We start from the raw sequence: 19,011 nt of genomic DNA, 5'->3' as shown, positions 1-19,011 counted from the left end.
ACGGGTTCCCGCCCGCCGTGTGTTTCGTACCGGACTACATCGCACATTGTTCGTCGTTGCTTGTTTGCTCCGCGTTGTGCGCGTCTACGCTCGGGCTAGTCGTGCGTTTGGTGCGTGGCTTTTTACGTGCTTGTGCCGGGGCGTTTAGCCCATAGCTTTTCAGTTCGCGCTCACTCCACCCCGCCTTGAGAGCCTGCGCCCACGCATTCCGATACTCACCCTCAAGCGCGCGCAAGCGCGCCGCAATTTCTTGCAAGTACACACCCGCATCAAGGCGCTTGGTAAAGCGTTCTTGCTCGGACGCGCGCAACGCCTCCACCTCTTTACTCACACGCTCAGCGCTGCTTGTCATCGCGTTAGCGTCCATGTTTTCGTCCATGTCTTTCTCCTTGTCTTGAGTAGCGGCCGCATTCAAAGTGGCCTCACTTTTACTAGTGCACCTAACACACACATTTTTGAGGCGCGTGTATCCCAGCCAGGCATTACCGGCTCGGTTTGCGGGCGGGGTGAGGCGCTGCCTCACACTCCGCCAGGGGCACCCGTGCCCCTGGACCCCACGCCCCCGTGCCAACAAAGTTGGCACGGATCAGAGCACGCCACCCGGCCCCTCTGCACACGCAATAACACCACCCACCCAACCACACCCCGCGGCCCCGCAGGCGCGCGCTAAAGCGCGCGCAAAAAGGCGCGCCCGGCCGCTACGCGGCCACCCGCCCCGGCCAACCCCTCCGGCGCTGCGCGGCCACCCGCCCCGGCCAACCCCTCCGGCGCTGCGCGTAACCTCCACGCCACCAGTGGCGTGGAGCAAGCTAAAGATTCGTGTGCACGAATCAGCTTGAGGGGCTATACTAGCCACAAGGCCCAAGCAGAGTTCCGCTTTGCGCGCGGGCCGGGCCTCATTGTGAGCGAGGGAGGTGGAGCGGTGGCGAGCAACACGGAGTCGGTGCGCGCGCCGATCACGTACGCCTCGACCGCGCCGAAAGACGACCCGCGCCGCTCCTTCCACCTCAAACTCAAGCACTCTCAATATGAAGAACTGAAAATGAAAGCGGCCGGCGCGCGAGTGTCCATGTCGGACTACCTCGTGCGCTTCGGATTGGGCCGGAAGGTTGAGCAAGTCAGCGCCGGTGAGATACGCGAAGTGCTCGCTGAGCTACGCAAACTGCGTCGGCAAATCCAAGGCGAAGCCACCAACATTAACCAGATCGCACACTGGGCAAACAGTGAACAAGCCTTCCCCGCGGAGGCACGTGAAGTCGCTGCGCAACTGCGCTCCCAAGTCAACGCGATCAACTTACTGCGCATTAAGTTGGTGGAGCTTTTATGATCCCGAACATCATGCGCGGCGGAGATATCGGCGGCTTAGTGCGTTACTTGTTTGGGCCGGGGCGCGCCAACGAACACAGTGATCAGCATATTGTTGCGGGCAGTGAAGACATCGCTTCCGAGTGGGCTTATGGCGGGCGCGTCCTCGAGCAAGACGAAAAAAGAATCGTCGCGAAACTCCTCGACCAAAACCGCCTTGAGCACGGCACTCAGATTCTCGGTGAAGTCACCCGCTGGGACTATAAAGAAGAACGTGCTATCCCCGTGTCGAAAGAAAAAACACCCGCCCACGTCTGGCACTGCTCGCTCTCCTTGCATCCGGATGAAGAACCTTTGAGTGACGAAACATGGGCGAATATTGCGCGCGATTTTGTGGAGGGAATGGAATTCGACAACCGAGCAACAACCTCGAAGTCGCCGTGCCAGTGGATAGCTGTGCGCCACGGATTCACCAAGAACGGTGGCGACCACATTCATATCGCGCTCGTGCTCGTGCGTGAAGATGGGACCAAAGGCAATACTTGGCTCGACTATAAGCGCTCCCAAAAACTCTGCACGGCTTTGGAAGAAAAATACGGTCTCGCGGTCCTCGAATCACGCAAACACAACTACGCTTCCCGGGGCTACAAAACCGAAGACAACAAGGAGCTGCGTCTCGATTTAGAGGCAGCGATGCGCCTGGCAGCCGGTGCGGCCTCTACCGAAAGCGAATACCTCGAAGAACTCACGCGCCACGGCATACAGTTCCGGCCCCGCTACGCCAAGGGCCAAGGCGTTGTCGCCTACACCGTCACCAAAACCGAGCCCGGTAAACGCGCTATCTGGATTGGCGGAGGACGTGTGGCCCGCGACCTCACCCTCACCCGCCTACGCGCCCAGTGGAACGACACCCTAGAGGAGCGTCGCAAGGCAGCTGACCTATGGAACCCGCTCAGAGACCCGGCACCGCATACGCCCGCGCAAGCACGGATGCTTGAAGAAAAAATCCGAGACATCGCCGGCAGCGTCGCCAGTGAGAGCGACTTCGCCACCCGGTTGCGTGCATCGGGCCTGCTCGTATCCGCACGCCTCAACGACGAAGCAAGTGAAGCAATCTCGTATTCGGTGGCCGCTAAACCCGAACCCGGACACAAACCCACCTGGTACTCTTCAAGCCGTATGTCGGCCGACGTCGCTTTGTCGGTGTTGCGCGAGACGTGGTGGGACAACCCGCTTACGCGATCAAGCGCGGTAGCGATCTGGAAACCCGCCTCCCGCACACGTGACAATGATGAGGCACAGGTATGGAGTGAGTTCGGAAAAGCACTCACCCAAACCATTACCGACATTGAGCGCGCCGACACCAGCGATTGCATGGCAGTGGCCGATAGCTGCGCTCGTGCATCCGCACTCTTCGCCGGCCTCGCAAACGCCTACGGCCCAGAACAAGGCCGCGCCTTCGCCCGTGCATCCCAAGTCCTAGGCCGGCGCGCCCAAACCAAACACACACCTGCGCCTCATCGCTACTCGCCCGCGTTTACGAGCGGGTTGCGGGCGCTCAGCGCTTTGAGCCGGCCGCGTAGCCGCGCCGCATGGGTCAGCAACCAAGTCATGGACTCAATGGAACGTATCGTCACCGGTATTAACCGGCTCCAGACCGCCCACGGCGAACTAACACTCGCCCGCCGCACGCTAAAAGAAACCAAGACCGCCCTCGCAACACTCGCCGCGCCCGAACCACGCACCGACGCCGGTAGTCGGCTTCCTGGAGTGGAATACGGGCAGCCCGATTGGAGTGGGCTAACGCTGGATGGACAGATAGACCTGCGTAAAGGTAAGGGAAGCGAAGCTAGTTATGGAAATGCGCCAAGTCTCGGAGAAGGAAACTGGAATGCCTAAGGTTGCACGCCTGGCATGGTCGTTTCCAGTGACGCTTCCCCTTTACGAATATGGTGGTAACGCTAAGATTGCAATCAAGAACAGGAGGTGGCAACAACGATGAGTCAGCTAGCGGACATTCTTGCTCTCGCGCGTAAAACCAATAAGAAGATCACGCAACCGGTACGCCTCGCCACCCTGCTTTATGAGGGGATTGACGCAGCCTTTATGGAGGTCGACCCCGGAGCGCTCCAGCCATGCCAGATAGAGCGCGAACAAGCCACCCGCGATATTACTACCTGGCAAGAGCGTGGCATCAATATCCTCTCGGTCTTAGAGCACGACTATCCCCAATACCTCGCCCAAGCACGCGATGCTCCCTTGCTCATCTACTACGAAGGCGAGATCAATCCTGTAGACCGAGCGGTCGCTATTGTTGGCTCACGCCAAGCCACACGAGAGGACTGTGAGCGCGCGCGAGTGATCGCCCACCTAGTGGTTGAGCAAGGCTATAGCGTCGCCAGCGGACTCGCGCGCGGTATCGACACCGCAGCTCACGAAGGCACCTTGGAGGCTGGTGGGCGCACCATCGCCGTCATGGGAACCGGTATCGACATTACATATCCGCCCGAGAACGGGCAGTTACGTTCGAGAATTGTTGAGAGTGGGGGCCTGGTTCTCACCCAATTCGAGCCAGGCGCTCCGCCAACCAAGGTGTCGTTCCCGATGCGCAATGCCACCATGTCCGGATATTCCCAAGCGACCATAGTGGTGGCCGCTGGCGAATACTCTGGAACCCGCAACCAAGTACGCGCCGCACTAGCGCACGGGCGCAGCGTTATCCTGCTCGCGCCCGTCGTTCGTCAAACACAATGGGCAAGCAAGCTCGCGGATAACCCGGGCGTGTATATCGCGTCGACCATGAAGGAAATTCGCCAGGCATTGGAGAATATCGCGCGTGCCTACAACCTCTTTGCCCTGACATGATTACCCGGCAGGAACTCTCCCTTATCTGGGCACAAGCCGGCCCGACCATTGGGAACCTTGACTATATTTCCGCTGATTTAGAACCATACGTATGTGCGGTGTGCCGCGGCCCTCTCGACCCTCGATACAAGTACTGCCCGCGCTGCCGTCACTACCCAAAGCTTATCGACGAGACTGGCTTTTGTACCTACGTATCTAAGGGTGGCCAGCTCTTGCGCTACATGTATGACTACAAGGCACGCGGGAATCAGATCAAGCAGGGCCTGGCACGACCAGCACTATGCATGATCCTGGGCATCCAGCTAAACAATCATCTAGATTGCACATGCGGGAAAATAATCCGAGGCTACGATGCCTGGACACTCGTTCCCTCAACTAAACGCGCTCCAGAAGAAGGCACTGCCCACCCCCTTTACCACATCCTCACCAACACTATCCGCCTGAATGAAGACCTTCCCTACCTGCCTATCCGAAGCCTCGACACCGGCAGCGATCCACGCCAAGTAAGTCCAAACAGATACGAATTCGCTATACGCCCAACCCCGCCGAGAGTCCTCGTCATCGACGACACCTGGGTATCCGGTTCCCATATCTTCTCGGTCGCAGCACGCCTGCGTGAATACGGAACCCGGCACGTCTCCACATTGTGTCTTGCACGCATGATTAATCCCGACTTCTATAACGGGAAAACCATCCTTGAGACGGCCGAAAAGACGCATATCGGCCACGCCGTTCACTACTGCCCATGGCTATAAGTTAAGTGAGGAGAGGATTTTCATGCCCGGAAAACAAAAATTCAAACCCATGTATGCCGATGAATTCGCTTTCTTCGAGAAATGGCTCGCCCCAAACTACCGCCGCTCCATCACCACCGGCTGCGTATGGTGCCCCTTATGGTGGGACCACCCCGAAGCTAGAACCCGGGTTAGGGCCATGTGGGAAGCCTGGGAAATCTACCGCTTCGAGCGGCCCGTAGGCGGCCTCGCGGCATGGTTCACCGACGTCGCAGACCCGATGATGCACGTCCTCCTCGACCCGAACAACGTTTTCAAAGGATGTACCGCAACGACGCACTACGCACGCTCGGGCAGGGACCTTTCGTTGCCGTTCGTTTCTTTCACACAGGAAACAGGTGAAGAAATAGCAACCCGGCGCGAAAATGTTCCCGGGCAAAGGGAAACGGCACCAGCTATCTACTTTCCGGTAATGAGCTAGATCCGTCCTCGCGGTGCCGGGGTTCCTCGACCTATTCTTTCCCCTACGAAACCTTACAGGCAGTATGGATCCAAAGTAGCGGCTCATATTGGTTGGCTACTTAAAATGGTTCATCGCAAGCAATCACCATTTAGAAAGGCCAAAAATGATCGCCTGGGAAAACTTGCTCACCGGGTTCGGTTTTAAATTTCGAACCCTCGTAAACCTTGTGGTTTCGTCTTATCTCCTGGCTTCAATCTTGTCGTTTTTCAGATTCGGGGAATCCGGATTTTCTAATTTCGCCGGCGTTGCGCGTTCCTTTCAACTTGTCGCACTGGGAGACTGGATTGAGAACACTTACCAATCACTCAAATCTGAAATCCCCGAATCTGCGCTGGAGTTTGTTTTTACGATATGGCTCATTTTGATATGTTTTTCTTTTGTAGCTGATTACAAGAATGGAGCTCCATCAAACTTTGTACCGAATTCTGCTTTCGCAGCTGCCTGTATTTGGGCTCTCTGGGTCGATTTTATCTCCCCTGGGACAGCCTGCATTTATGCGCTGGGAGGCATTAGCGTGGCCCTCTACGTGCTTTTTCGGATAGACGGGGGAGAAACTCTATTAATGGCGATCATCGGAATCTTGGTTACTTTTGTCTACGTAGTACTGGCATTCCCGCTGTGGTTTGCAGGATCAGATGCAGCAAACCACAGCGGCGATTTCGAGCGCGGTTTCAGAGCTGGGCGCTCGCTTTCGGCTCGAAATCGAACGTAGGCTACTCCTGAGTGGCGGCTGACTCATCTCCTCCGTCTTTGCGTGAAAGCATTGCAGTTTGACCGTTTTCCTCGTTTAGGTCATATGCGAGATGGGTGTAGTAAACCAGTGCTTTATTGGTGTTTTCGGTGAAATGCCGGGTCGCGTAAGGCGTCAGCTGCGCCGTATGCATGACAATATTACGCAACGGCGATATCTTGCATTGAAAATCGTCCGTAACGCAGGAGTCTTCAAGCGAAGAAGAAGCTTCTTTCAGAAGGTCGGTGAATCCGAGATAGTACAGGTCTTCTTGCGGTGTACGACACGGTTCTACGTAGCCGGCATCTTTTTCGTTTTTCTTTTCCTGGTTGCGGTACTTTTCCACTCGGGTGCGCGATCTTTCACTGAGAGTTATCTGGAGTTTGCGGTGCAGGTCTCGGACTAGATTCTCTAACCGATAAAGGTCGCCATAATGCGCAAGATTCTGGTGCAGCCCCTCGGTCATGCGCGGGTTTTCAAGCTCTTTAACGATCCGGTCCTTGTATTCGGGCGAGCGTTTCGCGAACTCCTTATTCTCTTCCTTGATGTATTTATCGGCCGCACGCTGAGCAGCACTCCGGCGACCTGTCTGCTCGGGGTCGCCTTCTTCTTTGAGCTCGAGACGCCACTTATCCCATTGGTCGTACACTTTCCGACGTATGTCTTGTGCCCACTCGTCTAGGAATGCATTCAAGAGCGGCTCATCTTCCTGAACACCCTCACGCGAAGAGGTAAAAGGATCGGAATCCGAGAACTCGCCGTCAAGTGCGTCAAGGTGGATTTGTCCGTACAAGTATTGTTCCGGGACTCGTGCGGATGGTCGCCGCGATAGGATATCGCGTTCACGTAACCTACCGTTGACGAATAGATCTACTCCGATACGCTTACCGGTACCGAAAACATTGAGACTTTCAGGCTTTCTCACGCTAGCGATAAAACCACGTACATTCGCAACACTGGAGAACTCCAGGGTGTCATTACGGGAAGCCTGAATGCTGCTCACGAACGGGTCCTCAAAATCCTTCCCGATCCTCCATAAAAACTGCGTTGCGTCGCTGAGTTCGCGCGCATCGCCCGGCCCGATAGGCTTGCCCTTGAAAAATATCGTGAAGCTCGGATCTAGCAGTGAGAAGCGAAAATCTAAAGCCAGAGCCTTACGCAGAAAAATGTCGGTAGAGTTTTTCGCTTTATTGCCCTCGAATTTTAAAAGCGTTCCGTGCTTAAGGTAGTCGAAGTCGTCTCGGACTGAATCTGTAATACTCGGAAGATTCAGCTCGTACTGTGTTTTATCTTCCACGATAGCATTATCAACTACCTGGTTATCAATCACGCACCCAGAAACCGGCCCGCCTGCCGGTTTCGAGGACACCGTGACTTTATCGGCGCACGAAAGCAACGCCAATTTTCCGATACCTTTGGCTCCAATAAACGGGCGTTTCTTACCCGAAAGACGTCCGCGTTCCTTGCGCTTGGAATAACCAATCTTCAAGAACTTATTCTGGATGTCATCCGATGTCATCCCAATACCATCATCCTTGATGGTCATCACATCATTTTTCCGGTCAAACGTGATCCATACATTAGTGGCGTCGGCATCCCACGCATTAGAAATCGCCTCGCCCAGGATCGTGATGAAATTCCGGTAAAGACCACGACCTAAATGGTCAAGCGTCGTCAGGGAAAACACGAACTGATATTCAGCTTCTTGGTTCATAGCTCTAATCATGACATACCAGTGAACACGTCACCGGCGTCGTTGAAGATCGCGTGTGAAAAGCTCGCCGACCAACTTCCCAAAAACCGGAGGAACAGCGTTACCGATCATCTTTCCCAATCCCTTGAAAGTGATCTCGCTACCAGGCTCAACGAAACGATAATCGCGCGGGAAACCCTGCAAAATAGCAGCCTCCCGCGGCGTAATCGTACGTTCCTGGAAAGGATGACCAAAACGTCCAGACCCATAATTGAAGAACTGGGTCGTGATGGTTGGGGAAGGCTCGGCCGGGTTCATAACGCCGTAGAAGGATTTAAAACTCTGCCCACTATCCCGTCTCTGGCATGGCGCGCGTAAATCTTCAGGCCAGTCAAGCCATGTACCGCCCGGACGTGAGGCCCGACGGCGAGCAAGATTCAACGGGCTTAACGCGCGCGCTTTATGGAGTGGGTCGCTTTGATCATGTTCACCGGCCTTGAGCTTTGGAAGGCCGGCGAGGGCTTCGCCAACACTCACGGCCGCACCTTCTTGTGATGTTGGTAAAGACAGTGGCCCGTGGGCAGAGGCGGCTAAAACGAGTCGGCGTCGACGTTGGGGTAGCCCGAAATTTTCGCCCTTGAGAACCTTATAGTCCACCGAGTAACCCAACGATTCGAGTTTCGTCACGAAGCTAGCGAATACGGGCTGGCGTTGCAGGCCCGTAACGTTTTCCATTGTCACGTAATCGGGCAGCGTTTCTTCTACAAGGCGCTCAAACTCACCCAACAGCCCCCATTCTTTCTCACGGCTCGTGTCCGCACCGCGTCGCTGGGAAGAAAAAGGCTGGCATGGAGCACACCCTGCCAGGAGACGAACTTTGCTTTTACCCCAGAGTTTTTCCAGGTCTTTCTTGCTTACCTCGGTAACTGATTGGCATACGAATTTCGCGCCGATGTTCTCCTCGAAAGGAAACCGGCATTTCTCGTCCATATCCACTCCGCCGAGCACGCGGATACCGGCCTGGCTCAGGCCGCACGATAGTCCACCTGCCCCGCAAAACAGGTCCACGGCACCAATTCGAGGAATACTCACGATTCACATCCTAATAAAAATAGACACGTCAAGCCCTCACCTACCCGCGAGTAAATAGACCACAGCAACAAACACGCGAAAACTCACGGCTCAGTATTGTTATTGGGCTTTGGCGGCTTGCTCGCTCGCCACGTTTTCTGCCTTCGGCTTCTTCTTGCCAGGCATCGCGACAGCGGCCGCTCGCGCGGCAGGGTTACCCGGGCACGCGGCCTGGACGCTCAATTCTCCGATGATGGCGCCTTCGCCGGTAGCATCGCCGAAAGTAATGCCGGCTGCTGCGGCTTTCTCCCGCATCTGCGCTATCCTCTGTTTCATCGCTTCAATGCCCAAGACCGGGGCTACCGGTTCTACTGCTGCCTCGTGCTCCACACCAGCCCCCGGCATACCAACCCTCGGGGTGGTCGCGGCCGCACGAGTGGTGTCCGCTGGTGTCTTGTCCGACGTCGCTACGTCAGGACGGGAGTCGAGGGCTGCGGTGAGCCTGTCTACCTGCTCCTGGGAGAGTGAGTCGGTGTCGGCGCCGTCGATCATGTCGGGTGTGATTCCGTGGTCTTCCAGGAAAGACGCGACACGTGCATGTGCTTGCGCGGCCAATGGATCAGCCCCTGCATATTTCTTCGATAGGCCATACATGCGAGCAATATCCATCGCGCTAGCTGAGTCCCACCAGCGTTCATTACTTGCTTGGGCGAGGAAAGGACGCGCCACACCAAGCTGCGCAGTGAAAGCCTGCTGGGCGGTGGCTGCGCGCTGCGCCGAGCGCTGCAAATGCGCGGCATACTCCGTCTGTACGCGGGCGACAATCATCGACGCCGCCTTCACTAAGGCCGCAAGGGACTCAACGGTCTCGTCCATGACATCTTCAGTCTGTTCACTCATAATCTCTTACCTCTCTGTGTTGATGAAAAAATGTGGTTGTTGGTTAGTTGGTCCAGGCATCACGCACCCCACCAAGCGCAGCACTGCTACTAGGTGTGGCGTTCGAGCCGTAGCGGGCAATAGACTCCTCCACCAGCTCTTGATTTTCTCCCTCGAACCAGGGGAGGAGCTTTATGAGTGTGGGTCGGGATTTTGAAGCAAACAGCCAGGCACGCCACGCCGGCAACGCCGCTAGCTCGGCTTCACTCGCTATAGGTACTTCGAGCGAGTTTTGGGAGATGGAGGTCGATCGCACACCCTTCGACAGTGATGTGGAGCGTTGGGATGTGCGGTAAGTGCCGATGAGCTTCGATATTTTCGCCAGGATCTCCGTCTCTTTCACACCACCCGCATAAAGCACGTTATTCGCGGCCGACCAGAGCATGTTCATGCCCGCTTCGCCCCACACGCTCACGCCTTGCGACCAGGACTGCAAAATCGTGTGGAGGCAGATGCCTTTCGACCCGAAATGAGAATAAAGCCGCGGAAGCTCGCGCCACGGGCACACGTTCGCGGCTTCATCGAGCACGACCATCATCGGCGTGGCAAGCCGTCCGCCGTGCTGACTCTGCGCGTAGTTTTCAGCCGCCAAACACGTCACGGCCGTCAGCGCCGCGACCAAGGGTGAGATTGCTGCTCCGTCGACGGACATCGAGAACAAGGCTTCGCGGGTTTGCACGAAAGTGGCTGGGTTGAATTCTGCCCCACCCCCGGCCCACCAGGTCCTGGTTTCGGGGTCGCCCACCCATTCCAAGCCACTACGCGCATGTGCCCACATACCACCCTTAGTAACGCTGGGGAGGTCCATTTGTGCCCGGAGTAGCGCGGCGAGTTCGCTCATGCCGTGGTTACGCAGAATGTCGATAGGTGTTTCATCCAGGGTGGATTGCACCCATGCATAGACATCGGCCATGGAGCGGTGCTCGAGTGCGGCCGCGGCTAGCAGGCAGGCGCGGATTTGTTCTCCGCCGCCATCCCAAAAGCCGTCATATGCTTTGGTTGCGGTGCCGGCGCGGGCCGCGTCCCCCAATACTTTCGCTAGGTGGGTGGCGCGCGAGAAGAGGCTCCCGCCATAAGCAGGACTGGTGAGGTAGGTGAGGGGATTCCACCACATCGTGCCGGGCCGGCCGAGGATGTTGCAGGGGTCAAACACCCATGCTTTCTCGCCCAGTTGCTCGCGTGCATAGCGGGTGGCGTCGACGAGGTCGCGTTTATTCGACGTCGCCAATACGGCTCCCGGTGCTTCCAGAAGTAAGGGGATGGCGTAGCCGGCTGTTTTACCACCACGTGGCCCGGAGAGCATGAGCGAGACACTCTCAAAGTCGCCATAGAGTAGTTCGCCGGTGTCTACCGCCCGCCCAAGCTTGTACCCTACAGGGGTATCTCCGCTGATGCCGAGGCGCTGGGCTTTCTCAGCAACCACGCTGCGTTGGAGAGCTTGGCGAGCAGAGCGCCCGCCGGTCAATCTGGCTTTGTTGTCTCCTCGAACCCGCCGCCCCCGCACTTTCAACACGCGCCAGGAAACTAGGCCGGCAATGCTCATGACGATTGCGGAGAAAATCCCGGCTATCACCCACGTCACGCTGCTCAGGTGTAGCTTGCCGGTTGCGAGGTAGATGACGAGAACGAGCGGGTTAAACGGCACCGCTTCGCCGGTGATGAGGCCGGCGAGGAAAAGGGATGCACACAGACACGCGCCGACGCCAATAGCAGCCAACGTGGCGATGAGCGTGCCGGTATTCCCGGTTGTTCCAGGCTTATTATTCATGCCACCTCCACGAAGTATCACTAAGGTCGCGCTCACAGGGCGTGAGGACGCATTCGGCCGGAATACCGGGCTGCCGGCCGACTTTGATGAGGAACCGCCCACGCCCCACCGGCGCAGATAAGCGCCCCGTATCAGGGTCAAGGCTTCCCGGGTCTTGCCAGCTTGTGAGTACGTCTTCCTCCGCGGAATTCAGCCTCACCGCACCGCGCAGCAAACCCATTTCCCGTTCAGGTAGGCCGCCAAGGAGGCACACTCCGGCGCGCTCCACGAACCCGCGTGCCTTGGCCCGGGCTTGCTCGGACGCTAGGGCCTCGAGGTCGCTCATGGTGTGGGTGATCATGGCCTGGCCCACCGCCCATTGGCGGTTGAGGCGTGTGAGGGCGTCGACGGAGTCAACCATGCCCTCCCCGGCCCGCAGCACGCGCCATAACTCATCCATGACCACGAAAAACAGCCGACGGCTGGCGAGGTTGTTATCGGCGAGGGTGTTCGAGGTCGTGATATTCCCGAACCCGTACGACCAGCACGCCAAGAGCACTGCGGCTTGTAGGGCTTCATCCGCACCCGACACCGCGGAGACATCGAAGACGACGGACCGGTCCATCCGCATAGGAGTTGTGGTGGGGGCTGCGAATATTTGCCCAAAACGGCCCCCGAGTAGTGCCATGAGTGATGCCTCGAGAGCTTCCGTGACTTGCAAGTAGCGGTCGATGGAACCGCGATCAAGTGCCGCCAAACGTACGTCGTCGGGTGCCGCCCGAACAATAGCGAGGATGTCGCTAATGATGGGGACGGTGGTGGGGTTGTGGGTATCCCACACGCGCAGCGCCCGGTCAAGGATGGTCCTTTCCCGGTCGGTGATGCGGCCGCCGCGCACCAGCTCAACAAGAGACGAAAGCATCGTAAGCTGGCGAGCATGAGCACTATTCAATAGATCGAGGCGGGCTTGGCCAGAGAGTGCTTGTGCTGCCTGGTGGGTGTTTCCGGTGTCTAGCGGATTCAGGCTCACCCCGCCGCGGCCGATAGTAATGCATTGGCCTCCCATAGCCTCCACCAAATCCACGTAATCCGGTTTCAAATCACCAAGAACCATTGTCGAGACACCGAACCCGGCCAGACCCAAACTAATGTGCCGCACTGCCGAAGACTTGCCTAGGCCGGGCAGGCCGAGGACGAACATGCTCGGGTTGGAGATCATGCCCGCCCGAAACCAACTAATCGGGTCGAAACAAACGGGGGAGAGGCTGCCGCCTTTCTCGCACTGCCCGAACGGCACCCCAATAAGCGGGGCTGGCGCGCCACTAGCAAACGGCCACAGGCCACATACCTGCACCGAGGTGCCGCGCCATTGGGGGAGTGCCGGAACATAGGATTGGCGGCCGCCCCCGCGTCCGGTAAACCCACGCGAACCAGGCCCCCGCCCGTTCATAGTGCTCGTGGTATTGCTTTGGCTGGTCATAGTGCCTCCCGAACACTCTCACTAATCACCGAATACCGGCCCGGAATCACCCCGAGCGGTAGAGAGATGGCGAAGGCGGAGTCTTGCCCGCCATAGCATTTCCGGATCCGAATCCGCGCCGACGATGCTAGTGAGCCGACCGCGTCGGCCATGTCTTTCACGTCTCCGGCATCGCGCATGGTGGTTGCGGTAATCACCATCCCGAAATTCTCCAGCCCCGCACCGGCCGCTTCCTCGGCAGCGGAGGCTACCGCGTGAGCAAGTGCGACCTCATCGCGTGCCCGCACATTCGCGGATGACGAGACCCGCACGGAAGCGGCGTTTTTATCTTTCTCCACGATCTCCCCGGCCCGCCCAGCCTCGATAGGTCGATAAAGCAAGGCGACCCGTTTGCGGGCAATACGAGGAGACGGCGCCAGCAGCGAGGCAAGGATGTTTGATTGGACGATGCCGCGTGGTGCGGCGCTCATAACCCACGACACCGACACCGCGTTGTCGTGGATGAGGTTGTCCCAGTTAGCTTGCGTGGCACTCGGGCCAACCTCATTCCACTCCAAGGTAACTGCCTCGCTGCTGGCTAGTGCGTCGTCGAAAATCTCTTGCGCATCCGGGTCATACGCCAAACGCACCACCCGCCCCACACCCGCGGCATCTAAAGGACGCACAAAGCCCGCACCCGTCCCAGTCAATGCCTGAGACAATGACGGTAGACGAGTCGCCAGTTCCTGACCGGCCGCCGCCAAATCGAGTGTTTTCCCGCTACCTTTACCCAAATGGTTTTCGAAGGTGAGGGTCACGTAGGCGCGCAGCGACGCGGACCCGTAGGGGTATAACTGGCTCACTTCGCTGAGCATCTGTTCGGCCAAGTTGGGGATGTTTTCTTGCTTGTTTGCGGTGATTTCACGCTGAAGGCGCGAGCCGGTATCGGGTGCGGATTCCACGACGACGCTCGCACCGATAAGGCCTGGTTCTTCGCCCAGGCGCGCTAAAAACTGCCCCCAGCGCGCCACCCACGTGTCGATCTGGTCTTGAGTGACCAGGGATGCTCCTTCACTTTCGCAGGCGAAGACGACAGCGAAGGTGCCCGTTTTTCCGGTGGTGATGACGGCGAAGTCACGCCCGAAACCATCCACAAAATCAGCCACCCTCGTAGGTGCGAGAATACCCGGGAGCATGAAAGGTCCACCTGTTACCCCGAGTGGGCCGGAGCGGTAGAGATTCTCACCGCGGCTGCGCGAGCGCCAAAATCGCATTCTTTCTCCAATCTTCCCCGCGAGTGACACCCCATGCATGTCTTTGCGGGCAAACAACAAACCAAGCGAGCCGCAGATGCTCCCGAGTACCAACGCGGGGATGATTCCGGCAATAATCTGCACAAGAACCATCAAGATCAGGAGGGCGAAGACGCCGACCGTCAGCGCCCCGGAAAGCCGCCCGATACCCGGGGCTTGGGGCCGCCGCCAGTGGCCATAGGTTCTGGGTGTGCTCATGCGTTTTCCTCGCTCTCACTATCTGCGCCGCTTGCTAGATTCGACGTGAAGGCGCCGGTCTGGCGGGCTTTATCGAAAGCGCCGCGCCCGGGCTGCTTTGTGGGTAGGGCGAAAGGTGAGGCCGGCTTGGATGGGGGTGTGGGGGCCGCGCCACTAGCCTGACTACCCGCCGACACCGAAGGCATGGGTGTCTGTGCCTGCTTCTTCGCCGCCCGCGCACGCCGCGGTGTTTTCTTCGCACTGCCTGTATTAGCGGGTGCGCTGGTAGCGCCACTAGCCGCGCCACTCCTACTCGCCGGGCCGCTCCTGCTTGTCCCGGTGGTTCCGGTGGTTGCTGCGCCGGTCGCACCCACACCACCACTACCACTCGCCGTGCTACTGGCACTTGTTTTTGTGGCGCGGGCAGCCCGGACTTTCGAGACCCCGCCCCGCGCTGCGGCTACCCCGCCGCGCGCAACCTTAATAGCACCCGACGCAACGAGTGCCCCGGCCGCGCCTCCCAGGCCGGCCGCTATCCCACTCATCCCAGCGCCGCTTGACATGGAGGCGGTTGCGGGGACTACGAAACGCATGAGCGCGGGCATAGCAAACCCCGCCAACACCAACACCCCGACGCCCACGAGAATAGTGGTGACGGAGTTCGTCAGCGAAGAGTCGTCTCCGATGGCGGTTTTCATCTGCTCCAGGACACACTTCTGGTACTCCTCGAGTTTCGCTTCGTCGAAGGTCCCGCAGGCTTGCTCCACGCGCGCGGTCATCGTCGGCGGACTACCAGAGGAAATCAGCCTCATACCGATAGAGAGGATGATGGCGAAAGCTGGCTTATACAGCAAAAAAGCGATAATCCAGGTTTTTGTTTTCTCAAACCACTGCCGCCCCACGGCCGTGTTGGTGGCCGCTGCCGAAAGAGGCAAAATACCGATCAAGAGCACGAGGAAAGAATCCCGACACAACAGCAAAATCAATGCGAGGAGGGTGCCGAGCAGCATCGCCGCGAGCAAGAAGATCGTCAGGATCGCTAAATTTGTGCCCTCATCAATCATCACATTGATAGCGGCCTGAACGCTCTCCATCGACCCCGAAGAGCTGAGTAGCCAGCTTGAGAAAAGGGAGGATGCCTCCATCAAGAGTTGGATCACTGTCACGCCCGCACCCGAAACAATAACGAGTTGGATGACTGATTGGAGCATGTCGCGTAGGGGTTCGCCGCGTCGATGCCAAGCCATCGACCCCGCACCCACAAGCACCCCCAAGAGCATAAACAAGCCGGTTGCATAGGAAAGCGAGTCGTGGATCCAGGTGATCGCCTCCGTATCCTGCAAGTTCAGGCGCGGATTGGAGGATACGAAGCCTACGAGGAACTCCAGGAGCCACATGGAGGCGCTAGCCATTGCTTCAGCCAGTAGCTCAATGACGGAGCCGACGAGCGTTGAAAACCCTTTGCCGACCCAGGCGAGCGGGTTCAAAATATTCCAACCACACACATCCGTCACGCAGACCGTCGGTGTCGGGCCGCCGGGCACCCACGCAGGTAGAGGCGCGAGGTAATCAGCAAACACTACCGCGTCCATAACGTCCACCCCGTAGACAAGGGCCGATCAACCACCGTGAGTACCGTGGACATGTCCGCCACCGGCCGCGTCCGCCACATCTGTGTTTTCTTGTCGTAGGTGAGGTCGAGGCTGCGCCCAAACACCACGCCAGGCTGTGCGTCCAGCATGAACGCCACCCCAATACTCGCCCGCTCGAGGTCGTAGTCGAAGACCTGGAAACCCACCAGACGCGGGGCAGGGAGCACCCGCCCGGCCAGCTCACCGGCCGCCTCAAGCAACACCTTTTTGTCCGGGCCGTCCGCCAATAACTCGTCGAGGACAGCTTGTGCGTTTGGGCCGCCAACAGACGACAACGACACGTAATTAAGCGCCGCTAAAACTGCGGCTTTTGGGGTATTCGTATAGCCACGAGCCGCAGGGGTCTGCTCGCACGGCCCCGCGCCCGGGAGCGTGGCTAGGCGCACCCCAAGCGGGCCGTCCTGCCACACGGGCGTGAAATTCCGGTCTGGTAGCGACATGTCACTAAAATCCAGACCACACCCAGGCGTCGCCGACGCTGACGCCTGCGGCGAAGGCGGAGCAGTAGATATGGAGGGGACCGGCGTAGGGTCTGTGTGAGTATTCGCGGGTGCGATGAGCGCCCACACCACCGCCACAATGCCCGCAACCACGAGCAGACCGCCGATAGTTAGCCCTACACCCAGCCCCTTACTGCCTGGCTTATTGTCTTTACCCATGCCTGTCCCCTCCAATCCTTGTATCGTCTTTTTGCTGCGGGCTGCTTATAGGGTGATGAAAGCGCCGATAAGCGAGGTAGCCGAACCAATTAATACGAGCGCCGCCAAGACCCAAAGCAAGCCTTTGGCTTCCTCAAGACCTTCCCCATGCCTTGCGTTGATGGCGAGCTTGCCCGCAACAATGAAAATCCCGAGCAAACACAACACGCCTGCACCCCAGGCCACGTATCCCAAAATCTGGGTAATCTTCTCCGTTCCCGGAGGCTGAGTCGGCGTCACCTCAATAAACGGCAAAAGCGCCGCATGAAGGTAGGCTTCCAGGGTTGATAGTTGGGTAAACATGTTTTCTCCTTTAGATATCTAGGGACACCCCACCGACAGCGGGAATGTCATCAATAAAAACTTCTGGTTCTTCGCCCGCGCTTGCCAGGGAGCGCAGGTCTTGGACGGCCTTGTGTGCGGCGAGCTGAGGGTCGTCTCGCCCGAGCCTTAGTGCCTGGCTGTAAGGGAGGCGCCACACGGCCGGAAACACACTCTCGGTGAGCGCACGCGCACGCGCCAGCTCACGCGGCAAGCGCCCGGGCTGATCGGCAACAAGCACAAGCCCGACGCACTCGACGCCGGCCACGCGCCCACCGAACAACGCGCCCGCGCACTCACGCGCCGCCGCCATACCGGTAGCGGTGGGGCGGGCAACCACCACACACCGCGCCGGCTGCGGAGCAGACACAGGCCAGACGCGCCCAAAATCAACCAACCCACACAACGCGGCGATAGTCGTCGTGCCCACGCCACCACTCGCGCCCACCGCAAACACCGCCGTGCTCGGATCCGTCCATACACACGGCAGGACGCTCCCTTCACCGGGAAGGTCAGGAAGCTGACCCCAGGGCAGGGCAAGACCAGCCCGCGCGGGTTGAGTTTTGTGTTTACGCACCAGTGCCCACCTCCTGGGAAAACTCATTGGTCGTGTGCGTGCAAAGCCCCCTAGTTAGTAGCACCGCAAAACAGAGCAGTGCATCAAGAAAAGGAGGATGCTCATGAGTCAGGAAAAAATGGGATGGCCACGCGAGGTCGAAACCACCATCGAAACGGTCTACGCCGTCACTGGCGATCGGCTCCCGCCCTTCGTTCAGGAAGCCACCTGGTATACGAGCCTGGACGAGGCCCGAGCCGCAGCACGCAAAACCGCCGGGGTTGTGTGGACGAGCAGCCTGGTCACCACCGTTTCTATCAGCGAATGGGAGATTCACGAGACCACCCCCGATGCGGGAGAATCTGAGGAAAGTTGAGAAGGACACCCTTCCACAATGATCTTCAACCGGAATTCTTCCTTCTCGGTGAACGAGCGGCGCCCACGCGCGAAACCTAGTAAAAAAGAACCTTTCGCGCCTTCTCGACGTGACCCGTTAATAAGCCCCATCCACGCACCGATAGCATTTTTGCTAATCCCTAAACGCGCCAGTTCACGGTCTTCCCGAGCATGAGTCGTCCGGGTGTGAAAACCCCACTGTGCGGAAAGCTCAAGCATCCGCCGCATTCCATGCCAGGCGACACCCTGGTCAACACCGCGTGCCACCAGCTCGCCGACCAAGAACTGCGCGCCCGCACTCCACCCCGCAGCATCCTCAAGCAAAACCCGAGAATCCCCATGCTCGTAATCTGCCCTCCGCGCCCCAAGCCCACCAGCCTGTTCCTCGAAACCAGTGCCCCCATAGTCCACCGGCTCGGCCGGCATATCGGCTTCCAAGAATTGCCGTACCGCCCGGCTGATCGCATACGCCCACCGAAAACGCGCACCCACCACCGCACGCGTACGCGTACGCATAACCTCCCACACCCGCGAGATGAGATCCCCTACCACTTCATCAAAACCAAGCCACGGGTACTGCCTAACAAGAACCGCCAGACGAGAGCGCGCCCGCACCCCAATCGCCACCGAAAGGCGCTCCACAACAGCCTCATCACCCCAACCACACCCATCCAAATACTTCAAAACCATGGCCAAGCCTTCGTTTGTGAGAGGATCAGCCACCTTAATATGCGGCGGCGTGATAGTCACCTGGTCAGTGCCAGCAGTGCCAGCAGTGCCAGCAGTGCCAGCAGTGCCAGCAGTGCCAGCAGTGCCAGCAGTGCCAGCAGTG

19 protein-coding genes are annotated in these 19,011 nt (G+C 58.5%); 7 read left to right on the top strand and 12 right to left on the bottom strand.

The window, feature by feature from the left end:
• Positions 1 to 34: 34 nt before the first annotated feature.
• Positions 35 to 379, bottom strand: coding sequence for a hypothetical protein (locus ACRQHG_RS09030; RefSeq protein ID WP_016442229.1), 345 nt, complete (start codon positions 377 to 379; stop codon positions 35 to 37).
• Positions 380 to 922: 543 nt separating this feature from the next.
• Between ACRQHG_RS09030 and mobC the strand changes: the two genes are divergently transcribed.
• The 6 genes from mobC to ACRQHG_RS09000 all read left to right on the top strand — a co-directional run bounded on the left by mobC (position 923) and on the right by ACRQHG_RS09000 (position 6,139).
• Positions 923 to 1,327 carry a MobC family plasmid mobilization relaxosome protein gene (mobC, locus tag ACRQHG_RS09025; protein WP_284905825.1) on the top strand — a complete coding sequence of 135 codons (405 nt, stop codon included), beginning with the start codon at positions 923 to 925 and terminating at the stop codon, positions 1,325 to 1,327.
• Positions 1,324 to 3,204, top strand: coding sequence for a relaxase/mobilization nuclease domain-containing protein (locus ACRQHG_RS09020; protein ID WP_284905827.1), 1,881 nt, complete (start codon positions 1,324 to 1,326; stop codon positions 3,202 to 3,204). Before mobC ends, ACRQHG_RS09020 begins: the two co-directional genes overlap by 4 nt.
• A gap of 99 nt (positions 3,205 to 3,303) precedes the next feature.
• Positions 3,304 to 4,170: a DNA-processing protein DprA gene (locus ACRQHG_RS09015; RefSeq protein ID WP_284905829.1), complete on the top strand. Its 867-nt coding sequence runs from the start codon at positions 3,304 to 3,306 to the stop codon at positions 4,168 to 4,170.
• Complete coding sequence (locus ACRQHG_RS09010) at positions 4,167 to 4,925, top strand: hypothetical protein (protein WP_284905830.1); 759 nt, start codon at positions 4,167 to 4,169, stop codon at positions 4,923 to 4,925. The genes ACRQHG_RS09015 and ACRQHG_RS09010 overlap by 4 nt, the downstream gene beginning before the upstream one ends.
• Positions 4,926 to 4,947: 22 nt before the next feature.
• Positions 4,948 to 5,385: a DUF4913 domain-containing protein gene (locus ACRQHG_RS09005; protein WP_435720003.1), complete on the top strand. Its 438-nt coding sequence runs from the start codon at positions 4,948 to 4,950 to the stop codon at positions 5,383 to 5,385.
• Between the two features lie 145 nt (positions 5,386 to 5,530).
• Positions 5,531 to 6,139: a hypothetical protein gene (locus ACRQHG_RS09000; protein WP_284905834.1), complete on the top strand. Its 609-nt coding sequence runs from the start codon at positions 5,531 to 5,533 to the stop codon at positions 6,137 to 6,139.
• 1 nt (position 6,140) lies between these two features.
• Here the strand turns inward: ACRQHG_RS09000 and ACRQHG_RS08995 are convergent, their stop codons facing one another.
• From ACRQHG_RS08995 to ACRQHG_RS08950, 10 genes are all read right to left on the bottom strand, one after another.
• Complete coding sequence (locus tag ACRQHG_RS08995; RefSeq protein ID WP_284905836.1) at positions 6,141 to 7,871, bottom strand: ATP-binding protein; 1,731 nt, start codon at positions 7,869 to 7,871, stop codon at positions 6,141 to 6,143.
• A 30-nt stretch (positions 7,872 to 7,901) separates the two neighbouring features.
• On the bottom strand, positions 7,902 to 8,942 hold the full coding sequence (locus tag ACRQHG_RS08990; protein ID WP_284905838.1) for a DNA cytosine methyltransferase: 1,041 nt from the start codon (positions 8,940 to 8,942) through the stop codon (positions 7,902 to 7,904).
• Between the two features lie 99 nt (positions 8,943 to 9,041).
• Positions 9,042 to 9,821, bottom strand: a complete 780-nt coding sequence (locus ACRQHG_RS08985; protein ID WP_284905839.1) for a hypothetical protein — start codon at positions 9,819 to 9,821, stop codon at positions 9,042 to 9,044.
• 43 nt (positions 9,822 to 9,864) lie between these two features.
• Complete coding sequence (locus tag ACRQHG_RS08980) at positions 9,865 to 11,628, bottom strand: type IV secretory system conjugative DNA transfer family protein (RefSeq protein ID WP_284905840.1); 1,764 nt, start codon at positions 11,626 to 11,628, stop codon at positions 9,865 to 9,867.
• Complete coding sequence (locus ACRQHG_RS08975; protein ID WP_284905841.1) at positions 11,621 to 13,087, bottom strand: putative type IV secretion/conjugal transfer ATPase; 1,467 nt, start codon at positions 13,085 to 13,087, stop codon at positions 11,621 to 11,623. The genes ACRQHG_RS08980 and ACRQHG_RS08975 overlap by 8 nt, the downstream gene beginning before the upstream one ends.
• Positions 13,084 to 14,577 carry an SCO6880 family protein gene (locus ACRQHG_RS08970; protein WP_284905844.1) on the bottom strand — a complete coding sequence of 498 codons (1,494 nt, stop codon included), beginning with the start codon at positions 14,575 to 14,577 and terminating at the stop codon, positions 13,084 to 13,086. Before ACRQHG_RS08970 ends, ACRQHG_RS08975 begins: the two co-directional genes overlap by 4 nt.
• A complete protein-coding gene (locus ACRQHG_RS08965) occupies positions 14,574 to 16,148 on the bottom strand; it encodes a hypothetical protein (protein WP_284905846.1) in 1,575 nt (524 codons plus the stop codon). Before ACRQHG_RS08965 ends, ACRQHG_RS08970 begins: the two co-directional genes overlap by 4 nt.
• Positions 16,136 to 16,867, bottom strand: coding sequence for a DUF8175 domain-containg protein (locus tag ACRQHG_RS08960; protein WP_435730769.1), 732 nt, complete (start codon positions 16,865 to 16,867; stop codon positions 16,136 to 16,138). The genes ACRQHG_RS08965 and ACRQHG_RS08960 overlap by 13 nt, the downstream gene beginning before the upstream one ends.
• Before the next feature lie 45 nt (positions 16,868 to 16,912).
• The gene (locus tag ACRQHG_RS08955) at positions 16,913 to 17,209 is read right to left on the bottom strand and encodes a hypothetical protein (protein WP_284905850.1); all 297 of its coding nucleotides are present in this window, start codon (positions 17,207 to 17,209) and stop codon (positions 16,913 to 16,915) included.
• Between the two features lie 10 nt (positions 17,210 to 17,219).
• Positions 17,220 to 17,804 (bottom strand): DUF6668 family protein, encoded by a 585-nt coding sequence (locus ACRQHG_RS08950; RefSeq protein WP_284905852.1) that lies wholly within the window; start codon positions 17,802 to 17,804, stop codon positions 17,220 to 17,222.
• 103 nt (positions 17,805 to 17,907) lie between these two features.
• Between ACRQHG_RS08950 and ACRQHG_RS08945 the strand changes: the two genes are divergently transcribed.
• Positions 17,908 to 18,159 carry a hypothetical protein gene (locus tag ACRQHG_RS08945; RefSeq protein WP_284905854.1) on the top strand — a complete coding sequence of 84 codons (252 nt, stop codon included), beginning with the start codon at positions 17,908 to 17,910 and terminating at the stop codon, positions 18,157 to 18,159.
• On the opposite strand, the gene ACRQHG_RS08940 is transcribed toward ACRQHG_RS08945, so the two are convergent.
• A partial coding sequence (locus tag ACRQHG_RS08940) for a hypothetical protein (RefSeq protein WP_435712588.1) occupies positions 18,117 to 19,011 on the bottom strand: 895 nt, incomplete at its 5' end. The two genes, ACRQHG_RS08945 and ACRQHG_RS08940, sit on opposite strands and share 43 nt — an antisense overlap.

The sequence above is a fragment of the Actinotignum vesiculae genome (genome assembly GCF_051267215.1).
Classification (GTDB): Bacteria; Actinomycetota; Actinomycetes; order Actinomycetales; family Actinomycetaceae; genus Actinotignum; species Actinotignum schaalii.
Note: the sequence above shows the minus strand (reverse complement) of the source record. Positions and strands in the feature narration are given on the sequence as shown.

Bases quoted from the DNA above. Each gene is read 5' to 3' on its own strand.
- ACRQHG_RS09030 (WP_016442229.1), bottom strand. From the start codon at position 379: ATGGACGAAAACATGGACGCTAACGCGATGACAAGCAGCGCTGAGCGT.
- ACRQHG_RS09020 (WP_284905827.1), top strand. From the start codon at position 1,324: ATGATCCCGAACATCATGCGCGGCGGAGATATCGGCGGCTTAGTGCGT.
- ACRQHG_RS09015 (WP_284905829.1), top strand. From the start codon at position 3,304: ATGAGTCAGCTAGCGGACATTCTTGCTCTCGCGCGTAAAACCAATAAG.
- ACRQHG_RS09010 (WP_284905830.1), top strand. From the start codon at position 4,167: ATGATTACCCGGCAGGAACTCTCCCTTATCTGGGCACAAGCCGGCCCG.
- ACRQHG_RS09005 (WP_435720003.1), top strand. From the start codon at position 4,948: ATGCCCGGAAAACAAAAATTCAAACCCATGTATGCCGATGAATTCGCT.
- ACRQHG_RS09000 (WP_284905834.1), top strand. From the start codon at position 5,531: ATGATCGCCTGGGAAAACTTGCTCACCGGGTTCGGTTTTAAATTTCGA.
- ACRQHG_RS08995 (WP_284905836.1), bottom strand. From the start codon at position 7,871: ATGAACCAAGAAGCTGAATATCAGTTCGTGTTTTCCCTGACGACGCTT.
- ACRQHG_RS08985 (WP_284905839.1), bottom strand. From the start codon at position 9,821: ATGAGTGAACAGACTGAAGATGTCATGGACGAGACCGTTGAGTCCCTT.
- ACRQHG_RS08980 (WP_284905840.1), bottom strand. From the start codon at position 11,628: ATGAATAATAAGCCTGGAACAACCGGGAATACCGGCACGCTCATCGCC.
- ACRQHG_RS08975 (WP_284905841.1), bottom strand. From the start codon at position 13,087: ATGACCAGCCAAAGCAATACCACGAGCACTATGAACGGGCGGGGGCCT.
- ACRQHG_RS08970 (WP_284905844.1), bottom strand. From the start codon at position 14,577: ATGAGCACACCCAGAACCTATGGCCACTGGCGGCGGCCCCAAGCCCCG.
- ACRQHG_RS08965 (WP_284905846.1), bottom strand. From the start codon at position 16,148: ATGGACGCGGTAGTGTTTGCTGATTACCTCGCGCCTCTACCTGCGTGG.
- ACRQHG_RS08960 (WP_435730769.1), bottom strand. From the start codon at position 16,867: ATGGGTAAAGACAATAAGCCAGGCAGTAAGGGGCTGGGTGTAGGGCTA.
- ACRQHG_RS08955 (WP_284905850.1), bottom strand. From the start codon at position 17,209: ATGTTTACCCAACTATCAACCCTGGAAGCCTACCTTCATGCGGCGCTT.
- ACRQHG_RS08945 (WP_284905854.1), top strand. From the start codon at position 17,908: ATGAGTCAGGAAAAAATGGGATGGCCACGCGAGGTCGAAACCACCATC.